The sequence below is a fragment of the Flavobacterium foetidum genome (assembly GCF_004634245.1).
In the GTDB taxonomy this organism is placed as follows: Bacteria; Bacteroidota; Bacteroidia; order Flavobacteriales; family Flavobacteriaceae; genus Flavobacterium; species Flavobacterium foetidum.
Genome location: NZ_SJTF01000001.1, coordinates 226109 through 240795, shown reverse-complemented (window position 1 = coordinate 240795; position 14687 = coordinate 226109). Strand labels below are relative to the sequence as shown.

General features: G+C 35.2%; 16 protein-coding genes. 7 read left to right on the top strand and 9 right to left on the bottom strand.

What is annotated here, in order from left to right; translation table 11 throughout:
* Positions 1-20: 20 nt before the first annotated feature.
* The 4 genes from E0W73_RS01095 to E0W73_RS01080 form a co-directional block, all read right to left on the bottom strand.
* Positions 21-893 carry a LamG domain-containing protein gene (locus E0W73_RS01095; RefSeq protein WP_162847644.1) on the bottom strand — a complete coding sequence of 291 codons (873 nt, stop codon included), beginning with the start codon at positions 891-893 and terminating at the stop codon, positions 21-23.
* Positions 894-1297: 404 nt separating this feature from the next.
* Positions 1298-2197 (bottom strand): LamG-like jellyroll fold domain-containing protein, encoded by a 900-nt coding sequence (locus tag E0W73_RS01090; RefSeq protein ID WP_135220241.1) that lies wholly within the window; start codon positions 2195-2197, stop codon positions 1298-1300.
* A gap of 375 nt (positions 2198-2572) precedes the next feature.
* Positions 2573-3613: a PLP-dependent cysteine synthase family protein gene (locus tag E0W73_RS01085; RefSeq protein WP_135220240.1), complete on the bottom strand. Its 1041-nt coding sequence runs from the start codon at positions 3611-3613 to the stop codon at positions 2573-2575.
* A 71-nt stretch (positions 3614-3684) separates the two neighbouring features.
* On the bottom strand, positions 3685-5820 hold the full coding sequence (locus tag E0W73_RS01080; RefSeq protein WP_135220239.1) for a S9 family peptidase: 2136 nt from the start codon (positions 5818-5820) through the stop codon (positions 3685-3687).
* A 69-nt stretch (positions 5821-5889) separates the two neighbouring features.
* On the opposite strand from E0W73_RS01080, the gene E0W73_RS01075 reads away from it, so the two are divergent.
* Entirely contained in the window at positions 5890-6210 is a 321-nt protein-coding gene (locus E0W73_RS01075; protein ID WP_135220238.1) for a YbaB/EbfC family nucleoid-associated protein, read from the top strand.
* 85 nt (positions 6211-6295) lie between these two features.
* Here the strand turns inward: E0W73_RS01075 and E0W73_RS01070 are convergent, their stop codons facing one another.
* Positions 6296-7315 (bottom strand): threonine aldolase family protein, encoded by a 1020-nt coding sequence (locus tag E0W73_RS01070; RefSeq protein ID WP_135220237.1) that lies wholly within the window; start codon positions 7313-7315, stop codon positions 6296-6298.
* Between the two features lie 152 nt (positions 7316-7467).
* Here E0W73_RS01070 and prfB point away from each other — a divergent pair.
* A protein-coding gene (gene prfB, locus E0W73_RS01065) for a peptide chain release factor 2 (protein WP_135220236.1) occupies positions 7468-8566 on the top strand; the annotation gives its coding sequence in 2 pieces (ribosomal slippage) (positions 7468-7530 and positions 7532-8566; 1098 coding nt in all).
* A 75-nt stretch (positions 8567-8641) separates the two neighbouring features.
* Entirely contained in the window at positions 8642-9085 is a 444-nt protein-coding gene (msrB, locus tag E0W73_RS01060; protein WP_135220235.1) for a peptide-methionine (R)-S-oxide reductase MsrB, read from the top strand.
* A 290-nt stretch (positions 9086-9375) separates the two neighbouring features.
* Here the strand turns inward: msrB and E0W73_RS01055 are convergent, their stop codons facing one another.
* The 4 genes from E0W73_RS01055 to E0W73_RS01040 all read right to left on the bottom strand — a co-directional run bounded on the left by E0W73_RS01055 (position 9376) and on the right by E0W73_RS01040 (position 11024).
* On the bottom strand, positions 9376-9582 hold the full coding sequence (locus tag E0W73_RS01055) for a hypothetical protein (protein WP_135220234.1): 207 nt from the start codon (positions 9580-9582) through the stop codon (positions 9376-9378).
* Between the two features lie 15 nt (positions 9583-9597).
* On the bottom strand, positions 9598-9903 hold the full coding sequence (locus tag E0W73_RS01050) for a DUF3817 domain-containing protein (RefSeq protein ID WP_135220233.1): 306 nt from the start codon (positions 9901-9903) through the stop codon (positions 9598-9600).
* A gap of 2 nt (positions 9904-9905) precedes the next feature.
* The gene (locus tag E0W73_RS01045) at positions 9906-10364 is read right to left on the bottom strand and encodes a hypothetical protein (protein ID WP_135220232.1); all 459 of its coding nucleotides are present in this window, start codon (positions 10362-10364) and stop codon (positions 9906-9908) included.
* A gap of 69 nt (positions 10365-10433) precedes the next feature.
* Complete coding sequence (locus E0W73_RS01040) at positions 10434-11024, bottom strand: TetR/AcrR family transcriptional regulator (RefSeq protein WP_135220231.1); 591 nt, start codon at positions 11022-11024, stop codon at positions 10434-10436.
* Between the two features lie 337 nt (positions 11025-11361).
* Here E0W73_RS01040 and E0W73_RS01035 point away from each other — a divergent pair, with 337 nt between their 5' ends.
* The 4 genes from E0W73_RS01035 (at position 11362) to E0W73_RS01020 (ending at position 14575) form a co-directional block, all read left to right on the top strand.
* Positions 11362-12990, top strand: a complete 1629-nt coding sequence (locus E0W73_RS01035) for an acyl-CoA carboxylase subunit beta (protein ID WP_135220230.1) — start codon at positions 11362-11364, stop codon at positions 12988-12990.
* A 122-nt stretch (positions 12991-13112) separates the two neighbouring features.
* Entirely contained in the window at positions 13113-13535 is a 423-nt protein-coding gene (locus E0W73_RS01030; protein ID WP_135220229.1) for a DoxX family protein, read from the top strand.
* A 103-nt stretch (positions 13536-13638) separates the two neighbouring features.
* Positions 13639-13986: a hypothetical protein gene (locus E0W73_RS01025; RefSeq protein ID WP_135220228.1), complete on the top strand. Its 348-nt coding sequence runs from the start codon at positions 13639-13641 to the stop codon at positions 13984-13986.
* Positions 13987-14098: 112 nt separating this feature from the next.
* The gene (locus E0W73_RS01020; protein ID WP_135220227.1) at positions 14099-14575 is read left to right on the top strand and encodes a hypothetical protein; all 477 of its coding nucleotides are present in this window, start codon (positions 14099-14101) and stop codon (positions 14573-14575) included.
* Positions 14576-14687 lie beyond the last annotated feature (112 nt).

Below are 14687 nucleotides of genomic sequence, written 5' to 3'. Positions count from 1 at the left end.
GCTTATATAAAAATCAAAAATTATTTTTTTGGAGTTCCGTTAGTCACTTTAATCAAATAAGTTCCTTCTGCCAAATCAGAAATATTCGTTCCATTTGTGTCCATTATTTTTTTACCATCCATAAAAACCTCAATATTCTTGCCTCCTTTAGCGTCAGCGGATGGGACTGGAGATTTTGCAGCAGCAGGAGGTGTCTTTTTAGTCAAATTAGCTGTAGATGTCGCCTGAGCCACAACTGGAGGTTTAGAACTTTTGTAAGCTTCAAAAACTTGCTCGTCTGTCATGGCAACACTATACAATCTCAAATCGTCGATATCTGCATTAATACTTGTTGCGGTATTAAGTTTTCCCAAACTCAAAATATAGCCCTTTGCAGAGCGCTGAATACCTTCAACAGTCTTTAATAATTCACCGTTGCGATAAATTTTCGAAACATTCCCGTCATAAGTAACACTGTACATATACCAGGTTTCTTTTACAAGAGGCACCGAAACTATAATATTATTCGTATCTCCCCAGCCAACAAGACTTAAATCGGAGTTTCCGCCAGACACCGACTGCTGTATCAATGCAAAATATTGTCCATTAGCAGGTGTGCCATAATTAAAGATATAATTGGCTGTATTGACCGCATTAAATTTAATCCATATCGAAATTGTCTTGGGTTTATTACCTTGCGGAAGTTCACCCACAACTGCTTGATAAGCTTTATTAAGTCTTAAGGCACTTTTTGGATTTCCCATTCTGTCATTAACAAAAAGTGGCGTTCCTAAAAATGAAATGGTATTATCTACACTACTTAAGCTTCCGTTGAAAGTAAACTCTTGCACCGGATTTTGTGCATACACATTTAAAAAATTTACAAACATTAAAATGAGTAATAATTTTTTCATATTTAAAAAGTTCTTAAGACAGTAATTTATGGGTTTAGAGTACAAATAAGCAAAGACTACCAAACTGACGCTTGAATCAGTTATATTTTTCTAATATTTGCTGAAATTTTGTTAAAACTATAATTTTAATTCAACACAAACAAGCACTTCTTACAAAAAAACATATTATTCTCACAGAAATAAAAAATAGAAGTATGTCAAAAATATCAGTATCAATGATTTATCAAATTGATCAACTAAATACAGCTTTTGTGATTGATTTTGCGATTACGGCCAGAATAAAACAAGCCAAAACAATAAACAAAAAAACCTTCTGATATCATTATCAAAAGGTTTTCTTCACTATCCAAAAAATTTAATAGTTGTTAAAACAACTTAAAAAACGAACTAATTAAATGAACCAATCATTTATTGCTTGAAATCATCTTTTTGCCCGGAGAATTCGTAATTTTCAAAAGATAAGTTCCTTCAGGCAGAGTGCTGATGTTTGCTGAATTGCCGCCCATTATTTTCTGTCCCTGTGAGTATACTTCTATTTTTTTGGCAACACCTACCTCGCTTGCTGCTATGGCCTTAGTGTATTTTCCGTTTTGAGTCGTTTCATTTTTAACAACTTTTCTACTTGTTTGAGGAACTTCAGCCACTTGTGATTTAGAACTTTCGTAAAGTTCTTTTATCTGCTCAGCATTTAGGGCTGTATCATAAATTTGTAAATCGTCTATATCAGTATTAATTCCGACGGTTGTATTAAGTTCACCTAGCCTAAAAATATTCCCTTTAGTAAAGCGTTTCATTCCTTCTAAAAACTTTAAAAGCTTTCCGTTTATGTAAATCTTAGAAGTCACCCCTTCATAGGTAATAACATAATTATACCAAACCGCTTTCTCAATTGTGACACCAACAGTTACATCATTCGAAGGTCCCCATGAAACTAAACTTAAGTTAGAAGAATCTGCAATAGCTGCTTGCTGTAGTAAACCGCAATACTGGTCATCAAAAGCGCTTCCATAACCCCATATATAATTGATATTTGCAATATCGTTAAACTTAATCCAAATACTGATTGTCCTAGCGTTGCTTTCCTGTGGCAGCTTGTCAATTACGGCCTCAAGAGCTTTATTAGATAACCTTTGAGCCGCTTTTACATTTCCCGCACGGTCTTCGACATAATTGGCTGTACCCATAAACGAAATCGTGTTGCTCGTATTATTCAATGTTCCATTGAAATTAAATTCCTCAATCGGTGTTTGCGCATTAAGGCTTAAATAACTTACAAACAACAATGCAAGCAACGTTTTTTTCATAATGGTAAATTTTAGGACAAAAACAACCTCTGTTATTTTGTGTCGCTAATCTATATGATTATGCCGTTGGTCGAAAATATTTTCGACAACTGACCAAAAAAATCGTTAAAATCACCAAAAGTAATGACTTCCACATCAAATACTATTTCAAAAATATCACAAATAGTATTAAAAAATTAATTTTAATTTACAATAATTGTTAAATTCCTACGTATAAATACGGTATTTTCAAACACATGAGATTGCTGATTTTAGATTTCTTAAAGAGCAATTTAAATTAGAGTCTTGGAATTTATGCTTTAAAAATCATCAGTATAAAAAAACTCCATTCACAATTGCGAATGGAGCTGTATTGTTTTGGCAGTAAATATTAAATTACTTTACAAATTCAATTTTTTGAGCTTCTTCTTCGTTAATACTATCGAAGAATCCCTGCTCGTTCATCCAGTCATCGCTGAATACTTTGCTCATATAGCGAGAACCATGGTCAGGGAAGATTGCAATGATATTACTGTCTTTAGTAAACTCTCCTTCTTCTGCATACTGCTTGATGGCCTGCATTACGGCTCCAGAAGTATAACCTACAAACAAACCTTCTTTTCTGGTGATTTCTCGTGCAGAATGTGCGCTTTCTTCGTCTGTTACCTTCATGAATTTATCGATAATATCAAAATCTGTAGCAGACGGAATCAAGTTTTTCCCCAAACCTTCTATACGATATGGGTAGATTTCTTTGCTGTCGAACTCTTTTGTTTCGTGGTATTTTTTTAATACCGAACCAAAAGCGTCAACTCCGAGAATTCTAATATTTGGATTTTTTTCTTTTAAGAATTTTGCAGTTCCAGAGATAGTTCCTCCTGTTCCGCTACAGGCAATTAGATGTGTGATTTGCCCTTTTGTTTGTTCCCATATTTCGGGTCCGGTGGTGTTGTAGTGAGCATCAATATTCAATTGGTTGAAGTATTGATTAATGTAGACTGATCCTTTTGTTTCTTCGTGCAGACGTTTTGCTACATTGTAATATGATCTTTCATCATCTGCAGATACGTGGGCCGGACAGACATAAACTTTGGCTCCTAAACTTCGCAGCATGTCAATCTTGTCTTTTGACGATTTTGAACTTACTGCTAAAATACAATTGTAACCTTTAATAATGCTTACCATAGCCAAACTAAAACCAGTATTTCCGGAAGTAGTTTCTATAATGGTATCTCCCGGAGAAAGGATTCCTTTTTTCTCAGCTTCTTCAATAATATATAATGCTATTCTATCTTTTGAGGAATGACCTGGATTAAAAGCTTCTACCTTCGCGTAGAAATTTCCTTCTAACTCTTCGGTGATTTTATTTAGCTTAATAAGCGGGGTATTACCTATTAATTCTAAAACATTATTATAAGCGGTTATTTCTTCTTTCATAAAAAAATAGTTAATCAAAGGCCTTTTTAAATTAACCTTGACAAGTTGCAAATTTAACAAAAAATTTCAAACTAGCTTTTAATTTTTTCTAAATCTAATAAAAAACTAAATTCTTTTGCTAAGTCTTTCAAAGCCTCAAAACGTCCTGAAGCCCCGCCATGCCCAGCATCCATATTGGTGTCTAAAAACAAAAGATTTTCATTGGTTTTTATCTCCCTCAGCTTAGCCACCCATTTAGCTGGCTCCCAATATTGCACTTGTGAATCGTGTAATCCTGTTGACACGTACATATTAGGATATTTTTGCGCTTTTACATTATCGTAAGGTGAATACGACAGCATATAATCGTAATATTTTTTATTATTCGGATTTCCCCACTCGTCATACTCTCCCGTAGTAAGCGGAATACTGTCATCCAACATTGTCGTTACCACATCTACGAATGGCACCTGAGCGATAACGCCATTATACAATTCTGGAGCTTCATTTACCACAACTCCCATCAACAAACCTCCTGCAGAACCTCCTTCAGCATATAAATGTTCTGGCGAGGTAAACTTTTGCTCTATCACAAATTTAGAGCAATCAATGAAATCTGTAAAGGTATTTTTCTTTTTTAACAGTTTTCCCTCCTCGTACCATTGTCTTCCTAAATCTTCTCCACCTCTGATATGCGCGATGGCGTAAACAAATCCGCGGTCTAAGAGTGATAATCGTGTCGAAGAAAAATAAGTATCCATCGTTATTCCATAAGAACCGTAAGCATAAAGCAATAATGGGTTTTTGCCATTTTTCTCTAGTCCTTTTTTATAAATCATAGAGATAGGCACTTTTACACCATCTCTTGCAGTTGCCCAAATTCTTTCTTCTACATAATTGTCTTTATCAAACTTTCCGCCCAAAACCTCTTGTTCTTTCAAGATTTCTTTGGTTTTGGTTTTCATATTAAAATCGATTATAGATGAAGGCGTAGCCAACGACTGATAACTGTAACGCAAGATGTCAGTATCAAAATCGACATTTGTGGTAGTGTAGGCATTGTAAGTTTCGCTGCCAAATGGAAGATAGTAATCTGGTTCTCCATTCCAAGGCATAATTCGGATATGATTCAGCCCGTTTGAGCGCTCTTCAACAACTAAATAATTTTTGAATATTTCTATATCTTCCAACAAAACATCTTCTCTGTGCGGAATGAGATCGACCCAGTTTTTCTTTCCTGTTTTGTTTTCAGGAGTTTTCATCAACTTAAAGTTCGTTGCTTTGTCTTTGTTCGTTAAAACATAAAACGAATCTTCATAATGCGAAATACTATACTCAAGTCCACGCACGCGAGGCTGAAAAACAGCAAATTCGCCATCAGGATCATCTGATTTCAAAATTCTGTATTCTGTCGTAAGCGTGCTAGACGAACCTATTACGATATATTTTCTTGATTTTTCCTTACTTACAGAAACATTAAAAGTATCGTCTATTTCGTCATAAACCAAAATATCGTTAGCCGCATCAGTATTCAATTTATGCTTAAAAACTTTATCGGCTCTAAGCGTAACTTCATCTTGTCTGACATAAAAAATGGTTTTGTTATCATTTGCCCAAACAGAAGCTCCTGTAACATTCTGAATTTTGTCTGCTAAGATTTCGCCTGTTTCAAGATTTTTTATCTGAATGGTGTAAATTCTTCTTCCAACAACATCGACACCAAAACTTGCAAATTTATTATCAGGACTGATGCTTAAACCTCCTAATTTAAAATAAGCATGCCCTACCGCCATTTGGTTGCAGTCAAACAGAATTTCTTCATCGGCAGAGAGGCTTCCTTTTTTTCTGGCAAAAATTGGGTAATCCTGCCCTTTCTCAAAACGTGTAATGTAATAGTAGCCGTTGTAAAAGTACGGGACAGAAGAATCGTCTTCTTTTATCCTTGCTTTCATTTCTTCGTACAGATTATCTTTCAGTTCTTTTGTATGAGCGGTCATCTGCTCATAATATTCATTTTCCTGATTAAGATAATCAATTACCTCGGCGTTTTCCCGATCATTAAGCCAAAAGTAATTGTCGATTCGGGTTTCTTTATGTTTTTTTAGTGTTTTTGGTATTATTTTAGCCTTTGGGGCTGTTCTATCATTTTGCATTGATTGAGCATTAATTTTTAAATACGTGGAAGCAAAAATAGTACAAACACAACAGAACAGAATTAATTTTTTCATAAAATATTCTATTGAATTAACACAGCAATATACTAATTTTGTCTGAAATAATTTAAAAAAGAGCAAAAAATGGATTTAATGGGAATGATGGGCAAACTTAAAGAAACCCAACAAAAAATTGAAGATACAAAAAAACGCTTAGATACTGTTTTAATCGATGAACAAAGCGCTGACGGATTATTAAAAGTGACCATTACTGCCAGCAGAAAAATAAAGTCTATTTCTGTTGATGATTCTTTATTGGAAGACAAAGAGCAGCTAGAAGATTATTTGATTGTAACGCTAAACAAAGCAATTGAAAAAGCAACAAATGTTAACGAAAGAGAATTAGACGCTGTTGCAAGAATGGATATGCCTTCTATTCCAGGAATGGATAATTTGTTTAAATAAGATTCTAAGCAGCCAAGATTCTAAGGTTCTGAGTTTTTTATAGAGACTTAGAAGCTTAGAATCTTAGGACCTTAGAACCTTTTCCCTAAAACTTCGAAAGCGTATCAATTACATACGTATGCATTACTTCTTTGTAATCTAAATGCGTTACAATTCTAAGTTTGTTATGTCCTAGTGAACTGATTAGAATGTTTTTTTGTTTTAATTTTTCGATTAACAATTGGTCGCTGTAGCCTTCTGCAAGCGAAAAAATCAAAATATTTGTTTCTACAGGCTCAATTGAGGCAATCCATGGTTTTGTGCTTAAGACTTTGGCAATTTCTTTTGCTCTGCGATGATCTTCTGCCAATCTTTCGATATTATGGGCTAAAGCATACAATCCTGCTGCAGCCAAATAACCTACCTGACGCATTCCTCCGCCTAATATCTTTCTGATTCTCAACGCCCTGTGAATATCAGCTTTGCTTCCAAGAAGTACTGAACCAATCGGAGCTCCCAAGCCTTTGGACAAACAAACTGAAATTGTGTCGAAAATGGCTCCAAATTCTTTCGGATTTTGTCTTTTTGCCACCAAAGCATTCCAGATTCTGGCACCGTCTAAGTGGAATTTCAAGTTATGCGCATCGCATACTTTTTTTATTTCTTTTAAATCTTCTATTTCGTAACAAGCTCCTCCGCCTTTATTTGTTGTATTTTCTACACAAACCAAACTGGTAAGCGGACTATGATAAAATTCAGGATCATTTATCGCAGCCTTAACTTGCGATGCCGTAATCATACCGCGGTTTCCATCTAATAAACAGCACGAAACGCCGCTATTAAACGAAACGCCTCCTCCTTCATAATGATATACATGAGCATATTTGTCTGCAATTAATTGCTCTCCCGGCTGTGTATGAAGTTTTATCGCCGTTTGATTTGCCATAGTTCCAGACGGGAAAAAAAGCCCGGCTTCCATACCAAAAAACTCAGCCGTTCTGTTTTCTAATTCAATCACCGTTGGGTCCTGTTTATACACATCGTCTCCGACATGAGCGTTAAACATATACTGAAGCATTTCGTAAGTAGGCTTGGTAATGGTATCGCTGATTAAATTTATTTCCATATTCTAAAAACTATATCTTATTTTTGTAAAGCAAAATTACGTATTACTCATAGTTATTTTCAGCAAGTTTGACTAAATTTTAACTCGCAGATTTCTATAGACCAAATTAACGTAATAATTATAAAAAACATATAAAAACTTATTATTAATTTATGACAACAGCCGAACAAGTAAAAGGTATTGTGGAGCGCCTTGGTGCGTTGAGGAGGTATCTTTGACGTTGATGCCAAGCTAATTGAAATTGCAAACGAAGAAGAAAAAACGTTTGCTCCAGATTTTTGGAACAATCCAAAAGAAGCCGAACTTATTGTAAAAAACCTTCGTAACAAGAAAAAATGGATTGAAGATTATGATAAAGCCGTTTCTCTTACAGAAGAATTGCAGCTGGCTCATGATTTTTATAAAGAAGGCGAACTTTCTGTTGAGGAATTAGACGAGCAATACAACACTGCTCAATCTCACATAGAAAACATCGAATTCAAAAACATGCTTTCTGATGAAGCCGATAGTTTAAGCGCCGTAGTACAGATAACTGCTGGAGCTGGCGGAACCGAAAGCTGCGATTGGGCAGGAATGCTCATGCGCATGTACATGATGTGGGGTGAAAGTTATGGCTATAAAATCAAAGAACTTAACTTTCAGGAAGGCGATGTTGCTGGAATAAAAACCGTAACTTTAGAATTTGAGGGTGATTATTCGTTCGGATATCTGAAAGGAGAAAATGGAGTTCACCGTCTGGTAAGAATTTCGCCTTTTGACAGTAATGCCAAACGCCATACATCGTTCGTATCTGTTTATGTTTACCCGCTTGTAGATGACAGTATTGAAATTGAAATCAATCCTGCTGATATTGAAATCACAACTTCTCGTTCGAGTGGTGCCGGTGGACAGAACGTAAACAAAGTTGAAACGAAAGTACAGCTGGTTCACAAACCAACCGGAATTCAGATTCAATGTTCTGAAACTCGTTCTCAGCAAGATAACAGACAGCGTGCCATGCAGATGTTGCGTTCTCAATTGTACGAAATAGAATTGAAAAAACAACAAGCGCAACGAGCAGATATCGAAGCCGGAAAAATGAAAATCGAATGGGGTTCGCAGATTCGCAATTACGTTATGCAACCTTATAAGTTGGTGAAAGATGTTCGTACAGGCTATGAAACCAGTGATGTTGACGGTGTAATGAACGGAAATATTGATCCTTTCCTAAAAGCCTATCTCATGATGATGGGACAGAAAGAGGAAGAATAGTATTCAGTGGTCAGCTTTTTTTTAGTGATCAGTCAACTTGAAACCTGAAACAAAAAACTTTAAAACAAAAAAGTTATGATAAAATGGGCAGATGTAATTCATTTTACAAATAAAGGAAATCCGGCTCCTGAAAAGAGAGTGGAAAAAACGGAGGAAGAATGGAAACAGTTACTGACTCCCGAAGAATTTCAGGTTACACGTTTAAAAGGAACTGAAAGATCTTTCAGCTCTGAAATGTGCAGTTTGTTTGATCCTGGGATTTACGAATGCAAATGTTGCGGTACATTATTGTTTGATGCCAGCGAAAAATTCGAATCGGGAACGGGCTGGCCGTCTTTTACGCAGCCAATCAAAGAAAATGCTATCGGGTATCATGCAGACAGATCTTACGGAATGGTTCGTGTAGAAGTGGTATGCAATGTCTGCGATGCACATTTAGGCCATGTTTTCCCAGATGGTCCGCCTCCAAGTGGTTTACGTTATTGCATCAATGCTGTTTCTCTTTCTAAAGTAAAGTAAGCATCAGAAGAAAGATGCTTTCTCAAAAAAAGTGCAACTCTTTTTTTGTAAGCTTCGGAGAAGCGGCATATTTATAGAAAAAAGGTAAATGTTTCCAATATAAAGCTCCAGAGGAGCGACATATAGTATAGATTGCAAATATATGTCGCTCCTCTGGAGCTTTTTTTTTCATTTTCTTAATGAAACCCTATAAATATTACACCCCTCTGGGGTTTATGTTAGTATTTTTTTTTAGCAACTATACTTTTTACTTAAAGAAGCTATTCTTTTAAAACAACCTCTTTTTTATTTTATAAAGGTTCGCATTCAAAACCAATTACTTTCATTAAGAAAATCACCTTTTCGATAATATCATCTTTACACTCAAATCGTAGAATATTATCACAATCTTCTAGATCAAAATTCCACTTTGAGTTTGGGAAGAATCGATTTAATTTGGGTGTTACCTTCTTTACTTTAGAAATGCTGTCAATGTTTGTTTTAAATACAAAAATCATAGTACAACGTTTTGATTATTTAATTTTACTCAGAATCCTGGAATCGATATAAAAAGTTCCAAAAGGGACAATACAGGCTAAAAGCACTTTCCAGGTTGTAGTTGCAAATTTCCAGTTCTGCTCTACTCCAACACTTATGGCATTAAAAATAAAAAGCAGAAATAATGCACCATGAATGGTTCCGACAGGTCTTGTTAGAAACGGCATTTCAAAAATATATTTCATTGGCATCGCTATAAAAAGTAAAATCAAAAGTGAGGTTCCTTCTAAGAATCCAATAATTCGTAATCTTCCGATGTTTGTCTGCAATAAGTTTTTCATAACTATCTAAAATAAGGGCGAATGGCAAGAGGTGAAAATGGCCACGGAATGGCAATAAAAATGATAAACAGCGCGATTAAAAACCAGACAAGCATAGTTTTGAATTTCTCTTCGTCGGTTTTTCTTCTTTTGGCTAAAGCCGAACCAATTGTTATTATGATAATGGCAATTAACATCAAAGCAATATGGATAATTCCAAAAAATGAAGCATCCAAATTCTGAACTCCATCTTTAAAATTTCTCCAGAAATACTTCACGATCGGACTCTGTACATATACTAATATTCCGAAAAGAAGCTGAATGTGGGCAATCGTTGCTGTCCAATGCCGGAATAAATTGGCTGTTTTAGTAAATGGAAGTTTCTGCGAATAACCTTTGTAAGCTATGTAAATAGAACATGACAAGCTTATCAATACGAACCATCTTAAATAAGAATGGCTTTCTAAAAGAGTTTGATACATTGTTTTTTGATTTAGACAATGCAAATATATACAAAAACATACTAATTAGTATGTTTTGGGAAAATAATTTTATTTCAAGTTATCCAAATAACTTCTAAGTTCTTTTAAATAAACAAAATAAGATGAATTATCGTTTTGAAGTTTTCCGAAATTTCGTATTCCCCAATAACCTGAAAGAATAAAAAAAGCCACCTGTTCCCCTACTACATCTTTCCGAATCAAACCTGATTCTTTTCCTTTTTCAATCGATTTGATAATAGTTTCTTTCCATAAATTCACTAATTCTGTCAAAGCTTCGCTGAACTTGTTATTCCAAGGAGTCATTTCCTGAGTAAGATTTCCAACAGGACAACCGTATTTTACCTGCAAAAAAGGATCTTCAAGAAGCAAATACGAAATCATATTATAAAAATCCTCAATTGGGTTTTGAGAAGCTTCAGTTGGTTTTATAAAATGTTCCTGCATCGTCGGTTTGAGGATTTCTTCAATAATAGCAACTCCCATTTCGTCTTTAGTTTTAAAATGGTAGTAAAAAGCACCTTTGGTTACTTGCGTAGTGGCAATAATTTCATCGATACTTGTCGTTTGATATCCTTTGGTATATATCAATTCAAATGCTTTTTGAAGAATGGTAAGACGAGTGTTTGCTGCTTTTGACATAAAAAATACTGATTAGTATGAAAAAGCAAATTTAGAGAAAAATAATTGGAGTAGTTAATTTAAACACATAGAAACATAGTTTACACTGGCGCTTAAAAGGCATTTCATTTATAATAAATCACATAGTTCTCTGTGCTAAACTTTGTCAAAGTTGTGTAACCGTGTGTTAGAAATTAGTTTCTTTCTAATTCCTTTTTAATTTATTATATTCTATGCTTCTATGTGTTTAAACAAAAAACAGAATGTTACAAACTTCTCTTAATTTACAAAGCAATCGCTTTATTTCAATTGATTTTGTAAATTAGCCAAGACTATTTTGTAAAATCAATATTATATCATGGATTTAAACTTCAATAAAAACGAAGATCACAATAAACTACTCCTTTCAGAATTAAAACAAAAATTTGCTAAAGTAAAATTAGGCGGAGGCGAAAAACGTATCGAAAAACTGCACGCCGAAGGCAAAATGACGGCTCGTGAAAGAATCGCTTATTTATTGGACGAAAATTCTAAAAGTATTGAAATCGGCGGTTTTGCAGGTGAAGGAATGTATCCAGAGCACGGTGGCTGTCCTTCTGGAGGTGTTGTGGTTAAAATCGGATATATTAAAGGCAAACAATGTATAGTTGTCGCCAATGATGCTACTGTAAAAGCCGGTGCCTGGTTTCCTATAACAGGAAAGAAAAACCTTCGCGCACAGGAAATTGCTATGGAAAACCGACTTCCAATTATTTATCTTGTCGACAGTGCTGGAGTTTATCTGCCAATGCAAGACGAAATTTTTCCAGATAAAGAACATTTCGGGCGAATCTTTAGAAACAACGCTCAAATGAGTAGTATGGGAATTACCCAGATTGCTGCCGTTATGGGAAGTTGTGTGGCTGGCGGTGCTTATCTGCCAATTATGAGCGATGAAGCTTTGATTGTGGACAAAACGGGAAGTATTTTCCTTGCCGGAAGTTATTTGGTAAAAGCAGCAATTGGCGAAACTATTGATAATGAAACCCTAGGAGGCGCTACAACGCATTGCGAAATTTCGGGCGTTACCGATTACAAAGCTAAAGACGACAAAGATGCTTTGGATAAAATCAAAAATATTGTGGATAAAATCGGGGATTTTGACAAAGCTGGCTACAGCAGAATCAAAGCCGAAAAACCAGCTTTAGACCCAAATGACATTTACGGAATTCTACCAAAAGCCAGAACCGAGCAATACGATATGATGGAAATTATCAAACGTCTGGTTGACAATTCAGAATTCGAAGCTTACAAGGAAGGTTACGGACAATCATTAATTACTGGTTATGCCAGAATTGACGGCTGGGCTGTCGGAATTGTCGCCAATCAGCGTAAAGTGGTGAAAACTAAAAAAGGCGAAATGCAGTTTGGAGGTGTAATCTACTCTGACAGTGCCGATAAAGCTACTCGATTTATTGCCAATTGCAATCAGAAGAAAATTCCACTTGTCTTTTTACAAGACGTTACCGGATTTATGGTCGGCTCAAAATCGGAACATGGTGGCATTATTAAAGACGGCGCCAAAATGGTAAATGCGGTGAGTAATTCTGTCGTTCCTAAGTTTACTGTTATAGTTGGGAATTCGTACGGAGCCGGAAACTATGCGATGTGCGGCAAAGCGTATGACCCTCGACTGATATTTGCATGGCCAAGCGCTGAACTTGCTGTTATGGGCGGTACTCAGGCAGCAAAGGTATTAGCACAAATTGAGGCTTCTTCGCTTAAAGCGAAGGGAGAAAACGTCGATGAAGCAAAAGAAACTGAACTATTCAATAAAATAAAAGCACGTTACGACGAGCAGACTTCTCCTTACTACGCCGCTTCTAGACTTTGGACAGATGCGATAATAGATCCTTTAGAAACCCGCAATTGGATTTCGATGGGAATAGAAGCTGCAGACCATGCTCCTATTCAAAAACCTTTTAATCTTGGCGTAATTCAGGTTTAATAGTTATGTATTAATAAAAAACCAACTAAAAAAAATACACAAAACTCATTTTCAGTAGGTTAAAAACAATTATATCTGAAAAAGTTAGTAACTTTATCTATAATTTTTAATCACACAGCATCATGGAAAATGTAAAAAGTTTGAATAAATGGGCGAATTCGCACACTTATTTACCAGTTGATCTAGTACGTATTGTTTTGGGTGGATTTTTATTTATGAAAGGCGTCTCGTTTGTTACCAATGTTCAATACCTGCACGACCTAATTTCGCCAATTGATCAGTTTGGCGGCGGCATGTTTCTGCTGCATTACATTGCTCCTGCCCACATGATTGGCGGCATAATGATTATTTTTGGACTACTCACAAGATGGGCTGTTGCCGCGCAGTTGCCAGTTTTGTTTGGAGCAGTTATTTTCAATTTTATGGGAAAAATGCATGCTGAGAGTTTATTTCTAGCTATTATAGTTTTAATGTTATGCATTTTCTTCCTGTTTTATGGCAGCGGAAAACATTCTGCTGATTATTACTTCAAAATGCAACAATAAAAACATCAAGTCCCCGACAATAAAATCGGGGACTTTTTTTTAGAACTGTTAATTAATCCTTTAAAATTTCTTTAATTGTGTTTTATGACTTAATTTCGCCGACATGAATTGGATTCGTAGAACCATTGTTTTTATTGCGTTATTATTCGCGGGATTATTTGCTTATCAAGCAGAGAATGCTCCTGTGCATTTAATCGAAAAACAAAATACAGATACCAATTTTTCTAAAGATGTAGCCGATTCTCTGGCATTTATACAGCCACAGGAAAATTATCATTTTGCGGCAAACATCAAAACCAATGCGGCGGGAATCTTAAAATGTTTTGACACACTTTTACCTCTAATCCCGCAACATCAAACTGTTACAATAACTACAGGCTATACCAGACAATTTACAACTCAAAGTAAAAAAGTTCTGGTCATACTCTATGCTTTCCATTTTTTCTGGTAAATAAATATTTGATTTTCATCTGAAGATGTATTCTTCATAACAGCCTGAACCGTTTTCATCATTGAGAACTGTTCGAATATCATTTATTTTATTTATTTCATTAAAAATACATATGGAAACTACTACCACGATAATGGGTATTGTGATTTTGATCCTTGTCGCTATACCTGTATATTTTTCTGCACGTTCTTCTGCAGCGAGCAAAACACGAATATTGAATATCAAGAAAAGATTCAATCCTTCAAATCCCGAAAGTTTTGATTTGACAGAATCTATAAACAACAAAACTCTTACGATTGATCAGAAGAACAAAAAATTTATTCTGATGAATTTTAACCCTAATCAGCAGGAATCTACTTTTGTAGACCTGAATTCTGTCAATTCGTGCAGACTGATTCCGACAACCGACTCAAGTACTAATACCATAATCAAAATTGATTTTGAGTTTCAGGATAAAGAAACATCTAAAAAAATTACAATTCCATTCTATGATTTTGATGATGACCGCATCAAACAAATAAGCGTCTATCAGGATCATCAGTTTGCGAAAAAATGGCATAAAATCATCGAAGATTCTATTTTAAGTTAGTTATTTAATTCAGCAAAGAGGCTCAAATTTTGAGTCTCTTTTTTTATTCTTATATGATATTTGTCATTTTCTGTCCGTTGCCGAAGTTTTAATTTTGATGAAAACTAAATCC